Annotated in this window: 18 protein-coding genes; 9 read left to right on the top strand and 9 right to left on the bottom strand. The window is 74.9% G+C overall.

The annotated features are described in order from the left end of the window. The first annotated feature begins 80 nt into the window (after window positions 1-80). The 3 genes from AB2L27_RS11060 to AB2L27_RS11070 all read left to right on the top strand — a co-directional run bounded on the left by AB2L27_RS11060 (window position 81) and on the right by AB2L27_RS11070 (window position 3,554). Window positions 81-1,049, top strand: a complete 969-nt coding sequence (locus AB2L27_RS11060) for an ABC transporter substrate-binding protein (RefSeq protein WP_370441523.1) — start codon at window positions 81-83, stop codon at window positions 1,047-1,049. 1,101 nt (window positions 1,050-2,150) lie between these two features. After that, window positions 2,151-2,444 (top strand): GNAT family N-acetyltransferase, encoded by a 294-nt coding sequence (locus AB2L27_RS11065; RefSeq protein ID WP_370441524.1) that lies wholly within the window; start codon window positions 2,151-2,153, stop codon window positions 2,442-2,444. A 30-nt stretch (window positions 2,445-2,474) separates the two neighbouring features. Next, window positions 2,475-3,554, top strand: coding sequence for a LacI family DNA-binding transcriptional regulator (locus tag AB2L27_RS11070; RefSeq protein ID WP_370441525.1), 1,080 nt, complete (start codon window positions 2,475-2,477; stop codon window positions 3,552-3,554). 33 nt (window positions 3,555-3,587) lie between these two features. Here the strand turns inward: AB2L27_RS11070 and AB2L27_RS11075 are convergent, their stop codons facing one another. Beyond that, window positions 3,588-5,501 carry a serine/threonine-protein kinase gene (locus tag AB2L27_RS11075; RefSeq protein WP_370441526.1) on the bottom strand — a complete coding sequence of 638 codons (1,914 nt, stop codon included), beginning with the start codon at window positions 5,499-5,501 and terminating at the stop codon, window positions 3,588-3,590. A 207-nt stretch (window positions 5,502-5,708) separates the two neighbouring features. Here AB2L27_RS11075 and AB2L27_RS11080 point away from each other — a divergent pair, with 207 nt between their 5' ends. Together AB2L27_RS11080 and otsB are read left to right on the top strand one after the other, a co-directional pair. Next, window positions 5,709-7,163 carry an alpha,alpha-trehalose-phosphate synthase (UDP-forming) gene (locus tag AB2L27_RS11080; protein ID WP_370441527.1) on the top strand — a complete coding sequence of 485 codons (1,455 nt, stop codon included), beginning with the start codon at window positions 5,709-5,711 and terminating at the stop codon, window positions 7,161-7,163. After that, window positions 7,160-7,954, top strand: a complete 795-nt coding sequence (gene otsB / locus AB2L27_RS11085) for a trehalose-phosphatase (RefSeq protein ID WP_370441528.1) — start codon at window positions 7,160-7,162, stop codon at window positions 7,952-7,954. Before AB2L27_RS11080 ends, otsB begins: the two co-directional genes overlap by 4 nt. Window positions 7,955-7,964: 10 nt before the next feature. On the opposite strand, the gene AB2L27_RS11090 is transcribed toward otsB, so the two are convergent. The 6 genes from AB2L27_RS11090 to AB2L27_RS11115 form a co-directional block, all read right to left on the bottom strand. Beyond that, a complete protein-coding gene (locus tag AB2L27_RS11090; RefSeq protein ID WP_370441529.1) occupies window positions 7,965-8,828 on the bottom strand; it encodes an iron ABC transporter ATP-binding protein in 864 nt (287 codons plus the stop codon). Continuing rightward, on the bottom strand, window positions 8,825-9,844 hold the full coding sequence (locus AB2L27_RS11095; RefSeq protein ID WP_370441530.1) for an iron chelate uptake ABC transporter family permease subunit: 1,020 nt from the start codon (window positions 9,842-9,844) through the stop codon (window positions 8,825-8,827). The genes AB2L27_RS11090 and AB2L27_RS11095 overlap by 4 nt, the downstream gene beginning before the upstream one ends. Further along, window positions 9,837-10,853 carry an ABC transporter permease gene (locus tag AB2L27_RS11100; RefSeq protein WP_370441531.1) on the bottom strand — a complete coding sequence of 339 codons (1,017 nt, stop codon included), beginning with the start codon at window positions 10,851-10,853 and terminating at the stop codon, window positions 9,837-9,839. The genes AB2L27_RS11095 and AB2L27_RS11100 overlap by 8 nt, the downstream gene beginning before the upstream one ends. Continuing rightward, window positions 10,850-11,845 (bottom strand): siderophore ABC transporter substrate-binding protein, encoded by a 996-nt coding sequence (locus tag AB2L27_RS11105; RefSeq protein WP_370441532.1) that lies wholly within the window; start codon window positions 11,843-11,845, stop codon window positions 10,850-10,852. The genes AB2L27_RS11100 and AB2L27_RS11105 overlap by 4 nt, the downstream gene beginning before the upstream one ends. Before the next feature lie 67 nt (window positions 11,846-11,912). After that, complete coding sequence (locus AB2L27_RS11110) at window positions 11,913-12,236, bottom strand: hypothetical protein (RefSeq protein WP_370441533.1); 324 nt, start codon at window positions 12,234-12,236, stop codon at window positions 11,913-11,915. 154 nt (window positions 12,237-12,390) lie between these two features. Next, window positions 12,391-14,133: a phosphatidylglycerol lysyltransferase domain-containing protein gene (locus tag AB2L27_RS11115; RefSeq protein ID WP_370441534.1), complete on the bottom strand. Its 1,743-nt coding sequence runs from the start codon at window positions 14,131-14,133 to the stop codon at window positions 12,391-12,393. 167 nt (window positions 14,134-14,300) lie between these two features. Here AB2L27_RS11115 and AB2L27_RS11120 point away from each other — a divergent pair, with 167 nt between their 5' ends. Then, window positions 14,301-15,041, top strand: a complete 741-nt coding sequence (locus AB2L27_RS11120) for a TetR/AcrR family transcriptional regulator (protein WP_370441535.1) — start codon at window positions 14,301-14,303, stop codon at window positions 15,039-15,041. On the opposite strand, the gene AB2L27_RS11125 is transcribed toward AB2L27_RS11120, so the two are convergent. Then, window positions 14,944-16,125, bottom strand: a complete 1,182-nt coding sequence (locus AB2L27_RS11125) for a cation:proton antiporter (RefSeq protein WP_370441536.1) — start codon at window positions 16,123-16,125, stop codon at window positions 14,944-14,946. The genes AB2L27_RS11120 and AB2L27_RS11125 overlap by 98 nt on opposite strands. A 34-nt stretch (window positions 16,126-16,159) precedes the next feature. Further along, complete coding sequence (locus AB2L27_RS11130; protein ID WP_370441537.1) at window positions 16,160-16,642, bottom strand: cation:proton antiporter regulatory subunit; 483 nt, start codon at window positions 16,640-16,642, stop codon at window positions 16,160-16,162. Between the two features lie 318 nt (window positions 16,643-16,960). Between AB2L27_RS11130 and AB2L27_RS11135 the strand changes: the two genes are divergently transcribed. From AB2L27_RS11135 to AB2L27_RS11145, 3 genes are all read left to right on the top strand, one after another. Beyond that, window positions 16,961-18,037 carry an ABC transporter ATP-binding protein gene (locus AB2L27_RS11135; protein ID WP_370441538.1) on the top strand — a complete coding sequence of 359 codons (1,077 nt, stop codon included), beginning with the start codon at window positions 16,961-16,963 and terminating at the stop codon, window positions 18,035-18,037. A gap of 94 nt (window positions 18,038-18,131) precedes the next feature. After that, window positions 18,132-19,400, top strand: a complete 1,269-nt coding sequence (locus AB2L27_RS11140; protein WP_370441539.1) for a DUF4032 domain-containing protein — start codon at window positions 18,132-18,134, stop codon at window positions 19,398-19,400. A gap of 26 nt (window positions 19,401-19,426) precedes the next feature. Then, complete coding sequence (locus tag AB2L27_RS11145) at window positions 19,427-20,320, top strand: NAD-dependent epimerase/dehydratase family protein (protein ID WP_370441540.1); 894 nt, start codon at window positions 19,427-19,429, stop codon at window positions 20,318-20,320. Window positions 20,321-20,337 lie beyond the last annotated feature (17 nt).

Raw genomic sequence — 20,337 nt, forward strand, 5'->3', positions numbered from 1 at the left:
CCACCGTCCCACCGGTCCGGCGCCCGCCGGACCGCCCTGCCGGCCTGCCCACCGGGCGGCCAGACCCCGAGGAGAACACCGTGATCAGCCGTCGAACCTGGCTCCTGTCGCTGGCGGCCGCCCCGCTGGCCGTGTCGGCGTGCGCCACCGGCGACGCCGACCCCGCCGCCGCGCCCGCGACGTCGAGCGCGGCCGGAGGGGTCGACACGAGCCCCGCCCAGACGGGCCGGCTCACCGTCCAGGCGGTGCCGGAGATCGCGGCCCTGGTGCCCCCGGCGATCCGCGACCGCGGGACCCTCGTCATCGGCACCACCGGCAACGGGGCCCCGCCGCTGAGCTTCAAGGCCGACGACGACAAGACCGTCATCGGCATCGAACCCGACATCGCCCTGCTCGTCGCCGGCGTCCTCGACCTCGAGCCGGACGTGCGGGCGACGAGCTGGGAGAACCTCTTCCTGTCGGTCGACTCCGGCCAGTTCGACGTGGGGTTCTCGAACGTCACCGTCACCGAGGAGCGCAAGGAGAAGTACGACTTCGCCTCCTACCGCGTGGACACGCTGGCCTGGGAGGTCGCGGAGGACTCCGACATCACGGAGATCGCCGGTCCCCCGGACGTCGCCGGTCTCACGGTGTCGGTCGGGTCGGGCACCAACCAGGAGAAGGTCCTGCTGGACTGGAACCAGCAGAACGAGGCCGCCGGTCGCGAGCCCGCCACCATCCAGTACTACCAGCAGGCCTCCGACACCTACCTCGCGCTGAAGTCCGGGCGCATCCAGGCGAACTTCGGCCCGAACCCCACCGCGGCCTACCACGCCCTCGTCGCCGGCGACACGAAGATCGTCGGCACGGTGCCCGGTGGGGGCACGATCCAGGCCGACATCGCCGCGATGACGAAGAAGGACGACGGCCTCGTCCAGGCCCTCGCCGCCGCCCTGAACCACCTCATCGACGGCGGGCAGTACGCCGGGACGCTGCAGCGGTGGAACCTGGCGAACGAGGCGGTGCAGCAGTCGCAGGTGAACCCGCCCGGGCTGCCGAAGACGTCCTGACCGCGCGGGACACCCACGGGCGCCACCGCGCGGGGTGGGCCGTGGGTGTCCCACCCGCCCGGGACCCCGGACTCAGGCCGACGCCGGCACCGCCGCACCGGGCGACGCCGCGGTCACGACACCACCGGGCGCGAGCCCCGCGCCCGTCGAGGCGACGAACCGGCTGCGGCGCAGCCGGTCCCCCACGTCGGGACGGAACCCCGGCCCCGGGGCGGGTGCCGTCCCCGGGTGGGGGGACCCGCGTGCCTGCCACGTGGGCAGCCGGCAGGAGCGCAGCGTGGACGCCGCTGAGGAGCGGCTGCGTCCGGGTGACGGTCGAGACGGACCCGGCTCAGACGGACCGGCCCACCAGGCGCCCGGTGCCGTGGGCGAGGGCCACGACGACGACGGAGCTCGCCGCCACCCCAGCGCTCGCGGCCAGCAGGACGATCGTCAGCAGCGGCACGAGGGCCCGCGCAGCGCGTCCCCGGCGGTGAGCTCGGCCCCGGGCACCTCGGCCAGCTCACGGCGTTCGGTGTCCGGGGAACGCGTCGGGTGCCAGACGGCCAGGTCCGTTGCTCCGCAACAGCTCACACGCCGGACCAGCGTGACACGGGGAGCCTGCCCGCGCCGACGGGCGGGGGTGGGCCGCCCACCGGCGCGCCAGGTCGGCCGGGGGCACCCGGCACCACGTCGGGTCCGGGCAGCGGGACTGCGAGCGCTCGGTGGTCTCCCGGCAGCGGAACCCCCGCACGTGCGCGGAGGGCACGCCCACGCCGACGCTGAACCGGCCGGGGCACCGTGCGGCGCAGCTCGACGTTCGCCTCGCGGGCCTGCTCCGGGGTGGCGGCGCGCTCGTGCGCCCGGCGGACGAGCGCGCCGTGCAACCCGGCGAGCGCCTCGAGCAGTTCCAGCTGCGCACGCTCGCCGGGGCCGACCGCGGGCAGCCCCAGCGAGGTGGAGCGGTGAGCGCTGCGCGTGCTCCGGCCGGATCCCCAGGGCCGCCGGCTCGTGACGCTCGCGGCCCCCGCCCCCGCCGCGCGGTGCACCTGCCCGCCCCCGCCCCCGCCCGGCCGCCGGGGGATCGGGAAGGGCGGGGCGGTGGCGGACGTTGCACGGGCCATGGGAGCCCCCGCCGAGGACCTGGTCGTCACCCACGACGAGACCGCCCACCGCTTCGAGGGCCGCCTCGCGGGCCGGGTGGTCGCGCTCGCGGACTACGTCCCGCACGGGGACGGGATCGCGCTGGTGCACACCGAGGTCGACCCGGCCCACGAGCACGAGGGCCTGGCGACGAAGGTCGTCGACACCGCGTTGCACGAGGCGCGGGCGCGGGGGTGGCGCGTCGTGCCGGCCTGCTCCTTCGTCCGGCTTCACGTGCGCCGGCACGCGCAGGAGTACGCCGACGTGCTCTAGGGGCGCGTGCGGACAGGGCACGATGTCCCGGTGGCCAGCGCTGAACCCCGACGACGTGCCCGGCGGTCCCGCCCGGACGGACCGGTGACCCTCGACGACGTCGCCCGCGAGGCGGGGGTGTCCCTGGCCACCGCCTCCCGCGTGCTCAACGGCAGCACCCGGGTGGTCGGCGAGGCGCTGCGCGAGCGGGTGCACGACGCGGCGGCGCGGCTGGACTACAGCGCCAACGCCCAGGCGCAGGCGATGGCGCGGGGACGCTCGGACGTCGTGGGGCTGGTGGTGCACGACATCGCCGACCCCTACTTCTCCTCCCTGGCCGCGGGCGTGATGGACGCCGCGGAGGCGGCCGGGGCCATCGTCACGCTGTCGGTCACCCGCGGGGACGCCGACCGGGAGGTGGCCCACGTCGCGACGCTGCGCCGCCAGCGGGTGCGGGCGGTCCTGCTGGCCGGGTCGCGCTGGGCCGACGCCGAGCGCACCGAGGCCCTGCGCGCCGAGCTGGAGGCGTTCCGCAGCGGGGGTGGGGCGGTGGCCGCGGCCACCCAGGACGTGCTGGGCGTCGACAGCGTCCTGGTCGACAACGCCGGTGGGGCGCGCCGGCTGAGCGAGGCCGTGGTGGACCTGGGCTACCGGGAGTTCTGGCTGCTGGAGGGGCCGGCGGACCTGCTGACCGCGCGGGACCGGACGGCGGGCTTCCTCGCCGGGCTCGGCGCCCGGGGGATCGACCCGGCGTGCCGCGTCAGCGGCCCCTTCACCCGCGACGGCGCGTACGAGGCCGTGGCCGGGCTGCTGGCCGGCCGTCCCCGGCGCCGCCGGCGCACCGGTCCCCCGCCGGTGCTGCTGGCGGCGAACGACGTCATGGCCGTGGGGGCCATCGCGGCGGCGCGGGACGCGGGTCTGGAGGTCCCCCGCGACCTGGCCGTGGCCGGGTTCGACGACATCCCCACGCTGCGCGACGTCGCCCCGGCGCTGACGACGGTCCGCCTGCCGCTGACCGAGGTGGGCGGGCGGCTGGTCGACCTCGTGCACTCCGCCGCGGGCGGCCCGCAGCGGGTCGAGCACGTCGAGGGGGAGGTCCTGCTGCGGGCCAGCACCCCGGCCCTGGGCTGAGCGCCACCGGCGCGCCCGCCCCCGGCGCCGGGGTCAGGTCAACCAGTCCAGCGGGGAGGACGACAGCGGCCGCCAGTCCGGCGTGCCGCCGCCGAGCACCACGAGCAGCGCGGCGAAGGCGATGAGCAGCAGGACGCCGATGGCGACGCCCGTCTCGCGCTCACCGCGCAGCGCGGCGCGGATCGTGGTGCGGGTCCCGCGCTGCAGCGACCGTCCCCCCGGCCCGTGCCAGGCCACGAGCGTGCCCACCAGACCGCTGGCGGCCAGCGTCCACGGGCCCTGGTACCCGCCGAGGGCGCCCTGGGTGAACGTCCCGAGGATGAACACGACGCTGACGCCGACCAGCAGCGGGATGATCGAGGCGAAGACCGTCGAGACCGCGGCGCGCAGCGCGTGCCACGGTGTCGCGGCCCCCACGGCGAGGGCGTCGGTGGAGCGCGGTCCGGCCTCCCAGCGGCGGCGGAACAACCCGGCCGCGGCCCGGTCGACGGTCCGGGCCAGGGTGCCGCCCACGACGGCCAGGACGACGGCGGCGGCCGGGGCGACGGCGAACACGCCGACGAGGGCCGTCAACGCGGCCAGGATCGTCCACGACCGCTGCGGTCGGGCGGGTTCGCCGTTGCCGGCCAGGCGCGGTGCCTGGGCGGCGGGCTGCCCGCCGGGCACGGGGCCGGCCTGCGGGGGCCCGTACCCGGCCGGGACCGGCGGCGCCCAGCCCGGCCCGGGACCGGGGGCCTGCGGGATCCACCCCGGCGGGGCCTGCTGGACGGGCGGGCGGCGGTCCTGCGGACCGGCCTGGGGGAAGGGTGCCGTCGGCGGCGCCGGCCGCACCGGGGGCAGGACGCTGGTCGCCCCCTCGGCCGCGGACCCCGGGTCCGTCGCCGGCCGTCCCGGCGGGTGCGCCTCCTCGGCGATGAGCGAGGCGAAGCGCGAGCGCCCCGGCTCCTCGGCCGGGACCGCCGTCGTGGACGCCCCCTGGTCGGTGCGGACCTGCGGGCCGGTGGTGGCGCCGTCCAGGGCCCGCAGCAGGGCCTCGGGGTGGGGCCGGTGGGCGGGGTTGACCGCCAGGGCCGCCAGGACGGGCCCGCGCAGGTCGGCGGGCACCTCGGACAGGTCGACGTCGGCGCGCCGGACGCGGTCCAGGACGACCTCCATCGGACCGGTGCCGAACGGCGGCCGGCCGCTGGCGGCGTAGGCGACGGTCGCGGCCCAGCCCCACCAGTCGGTGGCCGGGGACACGAGCCCGCCGGCGACGACCTCGGGCGAGAGGTACCCGGGGGTGCCCATGACGAGCCCGGTCGAGGTCAGCCGGACGTCGTCGGCGACGTGGGCGATGCCGAAGTCGATGACCACGGGCAGCCCGTCCAGGAGCAGGACGTTGCTGGGCTTGAGGTCGCGGTGGACCACCCCGGCGGCGTGGATGGCCTCCAGGGCCTGCGCCAGCCCGTGACCGAGGTCGCGCAACCGGCTGCCGCGCAACGGCCCGCGCGTCTGGACGACGTGCTCCAGGGAGGGGCCGGGGACGTAGCGGGTGACCAGGTGCGGCCACGGGCCGTCGACGTCGGCGGCGAGGACCTCCGCCACGCGCGGGGAGCGGACGCGCTCGAGGGTGGCGACCTCGCGGGCCAGCCGCTGCCGGGCCTGGGGGTCGGCGGCGATGTGCGGTTTGAGGACCTTCAGCGCGGCGGCGCGGTGCTCCTCGTCCAGCCCGAGGTAGACGATGCCCATGCCGCCCTGGCCGATCTCGCGGTCGAGGCGGTACGGGCCCAGCCGGTCTCCCGGGGAGGGGGCGTGGACGTACGGCGGCCAGCTCTGGGCGGGCGTGCGCTGGACGTGCAGGTCGTCGGCGCCACCGGACCCCGCGCCACCCCGACCACCCCCGTGCTCGCCCGTGGTCACGGCACGCGTGCGCGCGTCGCCCGAGGAGTGCGGGTAGGGGGTCACCACGCCCCCACGGTACGGCAGCCGTGCCCGGCCGCCCCGGCGCGCACGGCCCCTTCACAGGCTCCCACCCGGCCGTCCGGCGGACCGGGCCGGTTCCGGTGCCGGTCCCGGGAACCGGCGATCACGACGGGTGGGGTGGGCGGGCAGTCGATAGGGTCGCCGGAGCGATCGGAGCGAGGTCGCGATCGTTCGACCGAGGAGGACGTCTCGATGGCCGGCGACTACGACCTGGTGGTGGTGGCCAACCGGCTCCCCGTGGACCGGGTGGAGGAACCCGACGGATCGATGGGCTGGCGGCGCAGCCCCGGGGGCCTGGTCACGGCCCTGGAACCGGTGATGCAGCGCGAGGACGGCGCGTGGGTCGGCTGGGCCGGCTCGGCCGGGGACCCGCCCGAGCCCTTCGACGCCGAGGGTGTGCGGTGCGTGCCCATCGGGCTGTCGGCCGAGGAGGTCGAGGACTACTACGAGGGGTTCTCCAACGGGACGCTGTGGCCGCTGTACCACGACGTCATCGTCGCGCCGGGCTACCACCGCAGCTGGTGGGAGGCCTACGTCCGCGTCAACGAGCGGTTCGCCGCGGCCGCGGCCGAGCAGGCCTCCGAGGGCGCCACGGTCTGGGTGCAGGACTACCAGCTCCAGCTCGTGCCGCGGATGCTGCGCCGGCGCCGGCCGGACCTGTCGATCGGCTTCTTCAACCACATCCCGTTCCCGCCGTTCGAGATCTTCGCGCAGCTGCCGTGGCGCAAGGCGATCATCGACGGCCTGCTGGGGGCCGACCTCGTCGGGTTCCAGCGCGCGGCGGACGCGGGCAACTTCACCCGCGCGTGCCGCCGGGCCTCCAACCTGCCGGGGCGCTCGGGCCGGATCCGCCTGGACGCCGAGGGCGGCCGGGAGGTGCGGGCAGCCTCCTTCCCCATCTCCATCGACTTCGCCACCCTCGACGAGCTGGCCCAGCGCGAGGACATCAAGGCCCGCGCGGCCGAGATCCGCCGCGACCTGGGCAACCCCGAGCACGTGCTGCTCGGGGTGGACCGGCTCGACTACACCAAGGGCATCCTGCACCGCCTCAAGGCCTTCGAGGAGCTGCTGGACGACGGGAAGGTCAGCGTCGAGGAGGCCGCCCTCATCCAGGTCGCCACGCCCTCGCGCGAGCGCGTCGAGCAGTACATCCAGCTCCGCCAGGACGTCGAGGTCACCGTCGGGCGCATCAACGGCACGCACGGGACCATCGGCAACACGGCCGTGCACTACCTGCACCACTCCTACGGCAAGGAGGAGATGGCCGCGCTGTTCCTGGCCGCGGACGTCATGCTCGTCACCGCCCTGCGCGACGGCATGAACCTCGTCGCCAAGGAGTACGTCGCCTCCCGCCACGACGAGCGCGGGGTGCTGGTCCTGTCGGAGTTCACCGGCGCGGCCGACGAGCTCGGGCAGGCCCTCATGGTCAACCCGCACGACATCGACGGCCTCAAGGACACGATCGTGCGGGCGCTGCGGATGTCGCCGCGGGAGGCCGGGCGCCGGATGCGGGCGCTGCGCCGGCGCGTGGGCGACCACGACGTGCAGCGGTGGGCGGCCTCCTTCCTGCAGGCCCTGGCCGAGCACCACACGACGGCGGCCTCGGCCTCGGTGGCCCAGGCGGCCGGGGAGGGGGAGCCCGCGTGAACCCGCAGGAGGGCACCGGCGCGGACGTGGCGGCGGCCCTGGAACGCTTCGCCGCCCGCGGGCGGGTGCTCGTGGCCCTGGACTTCGACGGCGTGCTCGCCCCGATCGTCGACGAGCCGTCGGCGGCGCGGCCGCTGCCGGAGGCCGTCACGGCCCTGGAGCGGCTCGTCGCCACGACGGACGTGGCCCTCGTCTCCGGGCGCGACCTGGACGACCTGCGCGCCTGCGCCGCTCCCCCGGCCGCCGTCGTCCTCGTCGGTGGTCACGGCACGCAGAGCTCGCTGGAGGGCGCGGCGGGTGGGCAGAGCCTCGACGAGGCCGAGTCCGACCTGCTCGACCGGCTCGGCGCCGAGCTCGACCGGCTCACCGCGGACGTGGCCGGGGCGCACGTGGAGCGCAAGCCCATGTCCGCGGTCCTGCACACCCGTCGCGCCGCGCGCCCGGACGCCGAGCGCGTGACGCGGGCCGTGCTGGCCGGGCCCGCGACGTGGGAGGGCGTGCACGCGCTGCGCGGCAAGGAGGTCGTGGAGCTGGGGGCCGTCGAGCTCGGCAAGGGGGCGGGGTTGCTGCGGCTGCGCGAGCGGCTGTCGGCGGACGGCCCGCCGGTGGAGGCGGTCCTGTTCGCCGGGGACGACGTCACCGACGAGGACGCCTTCACCGCCCTGGACCCCGGCGCCGGGGACGTGACGGTCAAGGTCGGTGACGGCCAGAGCGCCGCCGGGTTCCGCGTGCAGGGGCCGGTGGACGTGGCCGGGTTGCTGCACCGCCTCGCGGACCTGCGCTCGCGCTGACCCTCCCGGGTCAGGACGGGCCGCCCACCGCCACGCCCGGCCCCGTGGCCGCGGTGGTGTCGTCGGGGTCGTGGGTGTCGCCGGGTTCGTCGGCGTCGTCGGCGGGCCGGTAGTAGACCGCCACCGGACGGCCGTCGACCCGGTGCACGGTGAACGCGGTGTCGAAGACGTCCCGCATCACCTCCGGGCGCACGATCTCCTCCGGGGTGCCGTCGGCCACGACGCGCCCGTCCTTGACCGCGACGATGCGGTCGGACCAGGCCGCGGCGAAGTTGATGTCGTGCACGACCAGGACGACCGAGCGGCCCAGGTCGTCGGCGGCCCGGCGCAGCAGCCGCATCATCCGCACCGAGTGGGCCACGTCGAGGTTGTTGAGGGGCTCGTCCAGCAGGACGAAGTCGGTGTCCTGGGCCAGCACCATGGCGACGAACGCGCGCTGGCGCTGCCCGCCGGACAACTGGTCGATGAACCGGTCGCCCAGCGCCGTCAGGTCCAGGAACCCCAGGGCCTCCTCCACCGCGGTGACGTCCCGGGTGGTGAGGTGCCCCCCGGAGTGGGGGAACCGGCCGAAGGAGACCAGTTCCCGCACGGTCACCCGGGCCGTGAAGTGGTTCTCCTGGCGCAGCACCGCCACCACCTTGGCGACGTCGGCCGAGCGTGCCCGGTGCACGTCGACGTCGTCGACGTGCACCGTGCCGGTGTCCGGGTCCATCAGGCGGCCCACCACCGTGAGCAGGGTGGACTTGCCGGCGCCGTTGGGCCCGATGACGCTGGTGATGCCCCCGCGCCGGAACTCCCCCGTCACCGGGCCCAGCACCGGCCGGCCGCCACGACGGGTGTCGTAGCTCTTGGTCACGTCGGTGAAACGGATCACAGGGTGCCCCTCTTGAGCAGCACGAACAGGAAGACGACGCCGCCGAGCAGTTCGACGACGACGGTGAGCTGGCCCGCGGCGTAGAAGACGTGCTCCATGACGAACTGCCCGACGAACAGGACGAGCACGCCGAGAAGCACGGCCGCGGGCAGGACGACGGCGTGCCGGTGGGTCCCGGCGAACTGGCGGGCCAGCAGGGCGACGACGAACCCGAAGAACGTCATCGGCCCCACCAGCGCCGTGGAGAACGCCACGAGCGTGCTGACGCAGACCAGCATGACCGTCAGCTCGCGCCGGTAGTCGACACCGAGGTTCGTCGCCACGTCCCGGCCCAGGTGCAGGACGTCCAGCCGGTGCCGGCGGCGCCAGACCACGGCCCCCACCACCGCGCAGACCAGGACGGCCAGCGGGAACTGCGCGGGGTCCACGTGCGAGAGGCGCCCGAACAGGCGCACGGACAGCACGTCGTACTCGGCCGGGGACAGCACGCGCTGGCCGAAGACCGACAGGGAGTCGAAGGCCAGCCCGAGGACGAGGCCGACCAGCAGCAGCACCCGCAGGTCGGTGTCGCGCCCGGAGAACAGCCACCGGAACAGCACCGTGACGAAACCCACGACGAGCACCGTCTGGACGAGCGTCTTGGCGACCCCGTCGGTCGCGGCCAGGACGCTGCCGCCGAAGACCACGACGAGCGCGGTCTGGAACAGCGTGTGGACGGACTCGAACCCCATGATGGACGGGGTCAGGATCCGGTTGCGGGTGACCGTCTGGAACATGACCGTGCCCACGCCCTGGCAGAACCCGGCGACGACGATCGCCCCGGCCACGGCCAGCCGGCGTTCCACGGCGAAGTCGAACGCGCCGCGGACGAACAGCAGGCAGTAGGCCGCGGCGGCGCCCGCGGTGACCAGGGCCAGCACGGTCAGCCGCAGCCCGCTGCGGCCACCGGGCCCGCGCAGCGGGCGGTCGGCCGTGGGGGGCGGGAGCGCGGTCGCGGTGGGCACGTCCTCAGGCACGCAGCCACCTCCGGCGGTTCAGGACCAGGACGACGAACGTGGTGGCGCCCACCGCGCCCAGGACGACCGAGGCGGGGATCTCCAGCGGGAACACCACGGTGCGGCCCACCAGGTCGCACACCACGATCAGCGCGGTGCTGGCCAGCGCCACCCACGGCAGGTTCCGCCGCAGGTCGTCCCCGCGCAGCATGGAGACGACGTTGGGGACGATCAGCCCCAGGAAGGGCAGGAACCCCACGACGACGGCGGTCACCCCGGTGGCCAGGGCCACCAGGGCCGAGCCGAGGAACACCACCCGGGTGTGGTTCAGGCCGAGGTTGGTCGAGACCTCCCGGCCGAGCCCGGCGATGGTGAAGCGGTCCGCGACGACGTAGACCACCACCACGATGCCCGCCACCGCCCACAGCGGTTCGTACTGACCGCGCACGACGGAGCTGAAACCCCCGCTGCGCCAGGAGGCCAGGGCCTGCTGGAGCTGCAGTTCGCTGGCCAGGAAGAGGGTTCCGGCGCTGACCACCGAGCCCAGCATCATGCCGACGATCGGGACGACGACGGAACTGCGCAGCGAGACCCGCCGCAGCACCCCCAGGAAGACCAGCGTGCCGACGAAGGCGAAGGTGCTGGCGATCGCCATCCGGGACAGCGGGTCCGCACCGGGCCACAGCCAGGTGACCAGCAGGATCCCCAGGGCCGCCCACTGCGCGGACCCGATCGTCGTGGGTTCCACGAAGCGGTTCTGGACGATCATCTGCAGGACCACCCCGGACAACCCCATCGCCGTGGCGGCCAGGACCAGGGCGAGGGTCCGCGGGACCCGGGAGATGAGGAACATCTCCCGGGCGGCGGGGTCGTGCAGCAGACCGTCGAGGGTGATGTCGTACCCCCCGACCCCCAGGGACACGAGGACCAGCGCAAGGGTCAGCGCGGTCGCGACGGCCAGCCCGGACCGCCGGCCGGGACGGGCGGTGGTGCCCGGCCGGTCGGTGGTCGCGGGGCGCGTGGGGGTCACGCCGCCCGGAAGGCCGACGCGATCTGGTCGTAGACCTCGGTGTAGGCCTGGATGCCCTCGGTGACGTAGAACGTGGGCGGCAGGTGCACGACGTGGTCCCGGGTCACGAACGTGGTGTTCTCCCACGCCTCCTGCGCCGCGATGAGCTGACGGGCCGGGGTGGCGTCGGACTCCCCGGTGCCGGCGTCGCGGTCCATGACGATCATCCAGTCGGGGTTGAGCTGGGCGATGGTCTCCGGGGCCAGCCCGGAGTCGTGGTGGATGGAGTCGCCCTCGGCGGCGAGCACGTTGGTGAGCTGCAGCGGTTCGATGATGCGCCCGATGCGCGAGGCGCCGTTGTCGATCCGGCCACCGCTGGCCACCGCCAGGAACACCGATTCCCCACTGGTCTGCGCCGCGGCCTCCTGCTCGGCCCGCTCGAACTCGGCGACGAGCCGGGCCGCCTCGTCCTGCTTGCCGAAGATCTCCCCCAGCGTGGTCGTCTGCGCCTTCAGCCCCTCGACGTAGCCGCCCTCGGAGTCGTCGGCGGGGGCGATGTCGATGGTGGTCGCGATCTTCTCCAGGTCGCCCTGGTAGTCCTGGAACCGGTACCCGCCGATGATGAGGTCGGGCTCGGCCTCGCTGATGGCCTCCAGCACCGGCTCGCGGTGGTTCCCGGCGTCGGCGATGTCCGCGTCGTCCGCCCAGGCCTCGAAACCGCTCCGGGGCAGCAGCCCCTTGGGCACGGCGACCGGTGTGATCCCGAGGTCCAGGAGGGTCTGGAAGGACGTGTTGTCCAGGGCCGCGACCCGGACCGGGTCGGCGGGGACCTCGCGGTCGCCGAGGTTCGTGGAGACCGTGGTGGTCTGCGCCGGGCCGGACGCCGAGCCGGACGCCGAGCCGGACGCCGGGCCGGCGGTGTCGGCGCTGCCACCGCCGCAGGCGGTCAGCACCAGCAAGGCGGACAGCGCGACGACCGCGGAGCGGCGACGGGTGGGGCGCAGGACGGTCATGGGGAACCTCTCGGAACGGGGACCGGGATGGCGAACGGCGCCACGCTAGCAGCAAGGCAAGGCTCAGCTAACCATGCGTTTCGGCGCGGTGGCCACCCCTCGCACGACGGCCCGCACCGGCTGGTGGTGGCGCGCGCCGCCGACGTCGGGCCAGCACGCGCAGCTCCTGCACCGTGACCGCGCGGATCCGGTCGGCGATCCCCTCCCGCCGTCCGGCCACGGCGCGCAGCAGCACCCCGTCCAGGACCGCGGCGAGGAGTTCCCGGTGGGCGGCGGGGACACCGACCCCGACGAGCACCGCCTCGACCTGCCCGTCGATCCGGTGGCGGTGCCGCACCAGGACGTCGGCGAGCACCGGGTCCTCGCGCACGACCTCGGCCAGCCACGCCACGGTGCCCGCAGGGTGTCGTCGTCGAGGTCCGGGCCGAGGTGCACCTGCAGCAGCCGCCCGGCGGTGACGTCCGCGGGGGCCGTCGGCGGCCGCCCGGACGGCGGGCACCAGGTCGAGGGCGAGGTGGAAGACGAGGACGTGACCCGGCCGGAGGTCAACGCCTCCAGGTGACGAAGCCCTCGGCCCGCGCGGCGGCGACGCCGATGCGGGCCAGGTCACCCACGGCGGCGAAGCACAGGAACCGGGGGAACCACTCGGGGCGGTACTTCACGTTCGAGCGGTACAGCGACTCCAGCTGCCACCACCGCGACCCGAAGACCAGGAGCCGGTACCACAGGCGCAGCACCGGGCCCGACCCCAGGCGCGACCCCCGGTCGAACACCGACCGGAAGACGGCGAAGTTCAGCGAGACCCGGCGCACGCCGAGGTCGGCGCCCCGGGCGAGGACCTCCAGGACGGTGAACTCGGTGAGGCCGTTGACCTCGACCGACCGGTCGCGGCGCATGAGGTCCAGCGACAGGCCGTCCCCGCCCCAGGGCACGAAGGTCAGCACCGCGCAGGTCTGCCCCTGCGGGGTGAGGCACTCGGCGACGAGGAGGTCCCCGTCGCCGGGGTCGCCCACCCGCCCCAGGGCCATCGAGAACCCGCGCTCCACCTCACCGGCGCGCCACTGGTCGACCAGCGCCGCCAGCCGGGCCGTCTCGGTCGCGTCCAGCTCCGCCTGCCGGCGCACCCGGACGGTGTACCCCGCCCGGGCGACCTTGCCCTTCGTCTGCCGCAGGCCGCGCACCGCCCGCCCCTCCAGGCTGAAGGTGGCCACGTCGAGCACGGCCTCGTCGCCCATCTCCAGGGCGTCCAGGCCGTAGCGGCCGTAGGCCGTGGCGCCCTCCTCGGACGCCCCGAGCACGGCGGGGGTCCAGCCGTGCTCGCGGACCTGCTGCCGCCACGCCTCGATCGCCCCCGGCCAGGCGGCCACCGCCCCGATCGGGTCGCCGCTGGCCAGGGCCACCCCGCCGACGACGCGGTGGACGACGGCCGCGCTGCCGGTCGCCGAGAACGTCACCGTCTTGTCCCGCCGGAGCGCGAAGTACCCCAGCGAGTCGCGGGCCCCGTAGCGCGACAGCAGGTCGCGCAGCCGGTCCTCGTCCTCCGGCGCCAGCACCGCGACCCCCCGGCGGGGACGGAACAGCACGTAGGCGGCGACGACCAGGGCGAGCGTGCCGGAGGCGTTCAGCACGACGACGACCCACGAGGGCACGTCGACGTCCAGCGGCACGGGCAGCGGCAGGTCCACGGACAGCAGGGCGGTGCCCACGGTGAAGACGACGTCGTGCCAGACCGGGGCGTCCCCGGCGTCCAGGACGACCACCAGCGTGCTGCCCAGGACCAGGCACCCGACGAGCAGCACCGCCAGCACCGCGGCGGCGGCCCGGACGTCGGCGGGGTCCCCGCGCACCGTGAACTGCGGCCGCGCGTGCAGCACCACCGCGAGCAGGAGGAGCTGGACGACCGCGCCCCAGGGCGAGCCGTCCTCGGCCCGCAGCGCGACCCCCAGCCCGACGACGGCGTTCGCCGTGACGAGCACGGCCAGGACCCGCCACGCGGCGCGCTTGCGCCGGTGCAGGGAGCGGGCCAGGAGCAGCAGCAGGGTCCCGTAGCCGAGGCTGGGCCAGCCGAGGAGGAACAACCAGCTGGTCAGGACCTCCGGGAGCCGCAGGGCCCGGTCGACCAGCGCCGGGGACAGGCCCATCAGCACGGACAGGACCCCGGAGACGGTGTACAGCACCGTCACGACCGAGGCCGACCACGAGGAGCGCCACCGCGAGGACACGGCCCGGGGCCGCCACCCCCGTTCGAGGTCGGCACGATCACCGGTCCCGCCCGTCTGGTCTCCCACAGTCCGGCGACGCTACTACAGCGGGTCGGCCCGGGCGGTGGAGGATCACGGGCTCCTCCCGACGTGGGAGGACGTCCACCGCTGTGAGACCGAGGGCGGCGACACCCCTGGCGGGACCCGGCTACCCTCCCGGGGACCAGCAGGGACCGGACGGATCGGGGAGGGCCATGGCCGGCGGGGAGCGGCGCGCCCGCGAACGGACGCAGGTGCGCGAGCGGATCCTGCGGGCGGCGGGGCTGACGCTGGCCGCCGAGGGGGTCGAGGCCGTGACGATGCGCCGCGTCGCCGCCGACGTCGACTACACGGCACCGGTCATCTACCAGCACTTCGGCGGCAAGGACGCCCTCCTCGCCGAGCTCGTGCGGCAGGGGTACCGCGAGCTCGCCGGCCGGATGGCGGCGGCCCGGCTCGCCGTGGACGACGACGAGAGCCTGGCCGCCGTGGCGGGGCAGTACCTGCGCTTCGCCGGCGAGCACGAGCACCTGTTCGAGGTGATGAACGGCACCACCCTGGAGGCCGGCGGGCGTCGGGAGGCGGCCGCACCGGTCAACGAGGTCCTGCTGGCCCTGGTGACCGGCTGGGCCCGCCGGCACCGGGTCGACCTCGACGTCGAGGACGCCTGCCTGCTGCTGTGGGGCACCCTGTACGGCGTCGCCACCCTGGGGCGCCTGCCGACGGTCGGGCGCGAGCGCGCGGACCGGCTCGGCCTCCAGGCCCTGCACCTGCTCCTGCGGGCCTGGCGGGCGCAGCAGCCCCCGGGACGAGCCCCGGAGCAGGCCGGGTGGAGCGGCCCCGGCCCCGGCGGCGCGGTCAGCGCGCCGGGGCCGCCCGCTCGCGCCGGCGCCGCACCCAGGCGCGCGCCCACGGGTCGGCGAAGCGGGCCAGCACCGGGCCCAGCACGGCCATGACCAGCACGTACGCCGCCGCCAGGGCCGCCAGCCGGGGGTCGACCCCGCCCGCGGTCGCCAGCCCGGCGATGACGATGGAGAACTCCCCGCGCGGGATGAGCGCCGCCCCGGCGCGGACGCGGCCGGGCACGGCGATCCCGGCCCGCCGGGCGGCGAACCACCCCGTCACGAGCTTGGTCACCACGCCGACGACGACCAGGCCCAGGGCCGGCAGCAGCACCGGCGGCAGCGTGCTGGGGTTGGTGACCAGGCCGAAGGAGACGAAGAAGACGGCGGCGAACAGGTCCCGCAGCGGTTCCAGGCGGTGGCGGGTCTCCTCGTCCAGGTCCTGGGACAGGCTGATGCCCAGCAGGAACGCCCCCACGGCCGCGGACACGTGCAGCTGCTCGGCCACCCCGGCCACGAGCAGGGCCAGGCCCAGGACCCGCAGCAGCGTCACCTCCCCGGAGCCGCCGGAGACGAACCGGGAGATGACCGAGCCCCAGCGCAGCGCCACCACGAGCGCCACCGCGAGGCAGCCCAGGGCGATGAGCACCGACCCGGTCGCCTCCCAGACCCCCGAGGCCGCCAGGACGGCGGTCAGGACCGGCAGGTAGACGGCCATCCCCAGGTCCTCCAGCACGAGGATGCCCAGGACCGAGGGCGTCTCCCGGTTCCCCAGCCGGCCCAGGTCGGACAGGACCTTGGCGACGATGCCCGAGGAGCTCACGGCGGTGATGCCGAACATCGCCAGCGCCCCGACCGGCCCGAACCCCAGCAGCAGCCCGAACGCCGCCCCCGGCAACCCGTTGAGCAGCAGGTCCAGGACCCCGACGGGGGCCTGGCGCCGCAGGTTGCCGAGCAGGTCACCGGCGGAGTACTCCAGGCCCAGCAGGAGCAGGAGCATGACGACGCCGATCTCGGAGGCGGCGTCCAGGAAGCCCTCGGGGGCGTTCAGCGGGACGAGCCCGCCGGCGCCGAAGGCCAGCCCGGCCAGCAGGTAGAGCGGGACCGGGGAGATCCCCAGGCGCCCGGCGAGCCGGCCGACCAGGCCGAGACCGAAGATGACCGCGCCGAGCTCGATGAGCAGAGCGGCGGTGTGCACCTGTTCCAGACCCGTCCCCCTCCCCGCTGCGGCCTCAGCCGTTCTGCAGCAGCTCCGCGGTCGCGCGGACCCCCTCCTGGGTGCCCACCACGACGATCTTGTCACCGGCGGCGAACACCTGGGCCGGCGACGGGGAGGGCACGACCTCCCCGGCCCGCACGAGGGCCACGACGGAGGCGCCCGTGCGGCTGCGGATCGCGGCGTCGCCGAGGGTCCTGCCCACGTACGGGGAGGTGGCCTCCAGGTAGATGCCCTCGGTGGCCAGGCCCTCGATCTGCTCGCGCAACCGCGCGAGGCGCTCCACGACGCGGGGCTGCCCCAGCAGCTCGGCCAGGACCTCGGCCTCGTCGCCGTCGAGGTCGACGACGGCGTGGCAGGCGTCGGGGTCGTCCTGGGAGTAGACGAGCAGCTCGCGCTCGCCGCCGCGGGTCGAGATGACCCCGATGCGCCGGCCCCGCGCGGTGGTGAAGTCGTGCCGCAGCCCGACGCCGGGCAGCTTGGTCTCTTCCAGGTCCACGGTCCTCAGTGTCCTCCACGGTCGGAGGGGGCCGGCGGCCAGGGCGGCGACCGTCCCCCGGACGCCGCGACGGCGCGGCCTCCTGCCTCCCCCAACACCACCGGCCCGCCCCGCCGTTCCCGGACCCGGGGACGGACACCGGCCCGACCCACCGCGGCAAACCCTTGCCCGGACGGGATCCGTCGTGCATGATCCGGGGACCGCGGTGCAGCGATGCACATCGGCAGGCACCCCCGTGCCCGCCGACGCGGCCCAACTGAAGACACCCATTCCACGACGGATCGTCCGGCACGTACCTGCCGGTGGAAGGAAACGACGATGGCCACGGTCACGTTCGACAAGGCGACGCGCATCTACCCCGGCGGCGACAAGCCCGCGGTGGACGCCCTGGACCTGCACGTCGAGGACGGCGAGTTCCTCGTCCTCGTCGGCCCCTCCGGCTGCGGCAAGTCCACCTCCCTGCGCATGCTCGCCGGCCTGGAGGACGTCAACGGCGGACGCATCCTCATCGGTGACCGCGACGTCACGACGGTCCCGCCGAAGGACCGCGACATCGCGATGGTGTTCCAGAACTACGCGCTCTACCCGCACATGACGGTCGCCGACAACATGGGCTTCGCGCTCAAGATCGCCGGCACCCCGAAGGACGAGATCAAGCGCCGCGTGCAGGAGGCGGCCAAGATCCTCGACCTCGAGCAGTACCTGACCCGCAAGCCCAAGGCCCTCTCCGGTGGTCAGCGCCAGCGCGTCGCCATGGGCCGCGCGATCGTCCGCCAGCCGCAGGTCTTCCTCATGGACGAACCGCTGTCGAACCTCGACGCCAAGCTGCGCGTCCAGACGCGCACCCAGATCGCCTCGCTGCAGCGCCGCCTGGCCGTCACCACCGTCTACGTCACCCACGACCAGGTCGAGGCCATGACGATGGGCGACCGCGTCGCGGTCCTCAAGGACGGTCTGCTGCAGCAGGTCGACACCCCGCGCCGCATGTACGACCACCCGAACAACGTCTTCGTCGCCGGCTTCATCGGCTCCCCCGCCATGAACCTGCTGACGCTGGACGCGACCGACGGCGGCCTCAAGCTCGGCGACACCGTGCACCCGGTGGAGCGCTCGCTCCTGTCCGGCACGGGCGACAAGGTCACCCTGGGGGTCCGCCCCGAGGACCTGGAGCTGTCCACCTCCGGCCTGCCGGTCCAGGTCGACGTCGTCGAGGAGCTCGGCGCCGACGCCTACATCTACGGCTCGCTGGCCCAGGCTGGCGGCGAGGCCCACCAGGTCATCGCGCGCGTCGACGGCCGTCGTCCCCCGGAGAAGGGCTCGACGGTCCACTTCACCCCCAAGCAGGGCCACGTCCACCTGTTCGACGTGACCAGCGGTCAGCGCATCGGCGCCTGAGCGCCCGAGGCGAGGCCGGAGGGCCGTCACTCCCCGCGGGGGTGGCGGCCCTCCGTGCTGTGACCGCCCGGTGCCGGGCTGAGAGGATGGACGGGTGAGCACCCCGACGGTGGCGTCGCTGCAGATCACCGCTGCCCGCCCCTACCCCGACCTGCTGGACCTGCCGTGGGACGTCCCGCTGGAGGAGTGGCCCGAGGAGCACCTGGCTGCGCTGCCCCGCGGCATCTCGCGCCACGTCGTCCGGTTCGTCAAGCTCGGGAACCGCGTCCTGGCCGTCAAGGAGACCAACGCGCCGATCGCGCACCGCGAGTACCGCATGCTGCGGCTGCTGAACCGGCTGGAGGTGCCCTCGGTGGCCCCCGTGGCCGTCATCACCGGCCGGGTGGGGCGCGACGGCGAACCCCTCAACGCGGTGCTCATCACGCGGCACCTGCAGTACTCGCTGCCCTACCGCGCGCTGTACAGCCAGATGCTGCGGCCGGACACGGCCAAGCGCGCCGTTGACGCCCTGGCGGTCCTGCTCGTCAAGCTGCACCTCACCGGTTTCTACTGGGGCGACGTCTCGCTGTCCAACGCCCTGTTCCGCCGCGACGCCGGCGCGTTCGCGGCGTACCTGGTCGACGCCGAGACCGGGGAGCTGTACGACGAGCTGTCCCCCGGCCAGCGCGACTACGACGTGGACCTGGCCCGCACCAACATCGCCGGCGAGCTCATGGACGTCGTCGCCTCCGAGGCCCTGGACGCGGACATGGACGAGGTGCTGGCCATCGCCGACCGCATCGTCTCCCGCTACCACGCGCTGTGGGCCGAGCTCACCGAGCCGGAGTCGTTCGAGCGCGGGGACCGCTGGCGCGTCGAGGCCCGCATCCGCCGCCTCAACGACCTCGGGTTCGACGTCGGGGAACTGGCCATCACCACCGACATCGACGGCACGACGGTCCGCATCGAGCCCAAGGTCGTCGACGCCGGCCACCACTCCCGGCGGTTGCTGCGCCTGACCGGCCTGGACGCGGAGGAGAACCAGGCCCGGCGGCTGCTGAACGACCTGGACTCCTACACCGCCGCGAACGGCCGGCAGGGCGAGGACGAGGAGATCGTCGCCCACGACTGGGTGGCCGACGTCTTCGAACCCGTCCAGCGCGCCGTCCCCCGGGAGATGCGGGGCAAGGTCGAAGCTGCTGAACTCTTCCACGAGGTGCTCGAACACCGCTGGTACCTGTCCGAACGCGCCGCGCACGACGTGGGCCTGGAGGAGGCCGTGAACTCCTACGTCGTCGGCGTCCTGCCGAACAAGCCCGACGAGCGGGCGGTGCTGGGGGTCGACTCCCGGTCCCTGCCGGCCGCCGACCCGGACCTGTACTGAGACCCCGCCCCACCTGGAGGACGACGTTGTCTGCTGCTGGACCCGCCAAACCCCGCGTCGTGCTGACGGGAGCGGCCGGCAAGCTCGGCCGCACCGTGCTGCGCGACCTGCTCGACCACGACGTCTCGGTGCTGGCCCTGGACCAGACCCCGCCCCCGGGCCTGAGCGGGGACGACGACGCGCAGTTCGTCCGCATCGACCTGACCGACCACGGCGCGGTCACCGAGGCGATCACGGGGCGGATCGAGGAACGCGGCGGCCCCTTCGACGGCGTCGTGCACCTGGCCGCGGTCCCCGCCCCGGGCCTGGCCCCGAACGGCGCGACGTTCCGCAACAACTCCGCCGCGACGTGGAACGTCTTCGACGCCGCCCGCGCCGCGGGGATCCGCCGCGTCGTGTGGGCCTCCAGCGAGACCGTCCTGGGCCTGCCCTTCGAGGCCGCTCCCCCGCCGTACGCGCCGCTGGACGAGGAGTACCGGGTGCGCCCAGAGTCGACGTACTCCCTGGTGAAGTCGCTGGAGGAGGAGATGGCCCACCACTTCTGCCGGTGGGAGCCGGAGCTGACGATGACCGGCCTGCGGTTCTCGAACGTCATGCACGTCGAGGACTACGCCCGGTTCCCCTCCTTCGACGCCGACCCCCGGCTGCGCAAGTGGAACCTGTGGGGGTACGTCGACGCCCGCGACGGCGCCCAGGCCGTGCGCAAGGCGTTGCAGCGCACCGGTCCCGGTGTCGAGGTGTGCATCGTGGCCAACGCCGACACCGTGATGACGCGCTCGTCGGCCTCGCTCATGGCCGAGGTGTACCCCGGCGTGGAGGTCCGCAGGGAGCTCGCCGAGCACGAGACGCTGCTCTCGATCGACAAGGCCCGCCGGCTGCTGGGGTACGAACCCGAGCACTCCTGGCGCGACCACGTCTGACGGTCCGGCCCGGCCCC

The sequence above is a fragment of the Kineococcus halophytocola genome (genome assembly GCF_041276425.1).
Classification (GTDB): domain Bacteria; phylum Actinomycetota; class Actinomycetes; order Actinomycetales; family Kineococcaceae; genus Kineococcus; species Kineococcus halophytocola.

Coding starts and splice junctions, on each gene's coding strand:
- AB2L27_RS11065 (WP_370441524.1), top strand. CDS start 2,151: ATGGGAGCCCCCGCCGAGGACCTGGTCGTCACCCACGACGAGACCGCC.
- AB2L27_RS11080 (WP_370441527.1), top strand. CDS start 5,709: ATGGCCGGCGACTACGACCTGGTGGTGGTGGCCAACCGGCTCCCCGTG.
- AB2L27_RS11105 (WP_370441532.1), bottom strand. CDS start 11,845: ATGACCGTCCTGCGCCCCACCCGTCGCCGCTCCGCGGTCGTCGCGCTG.
- AB2L27_RS11120 (WP_370441535.1), top strand. CDS start 14,301: ATGGCCGGCGGGGAGCGGCGCGCCCGCGAACGGACGCAGGTGCGCGAG.
- AB2L27_RS11135 (WP_370441538.1), top strand. CDS start 16,961: ATGGCCACGGTCACGTTCGACAAGGCGACGCGCATCTACCCCGGCGGC.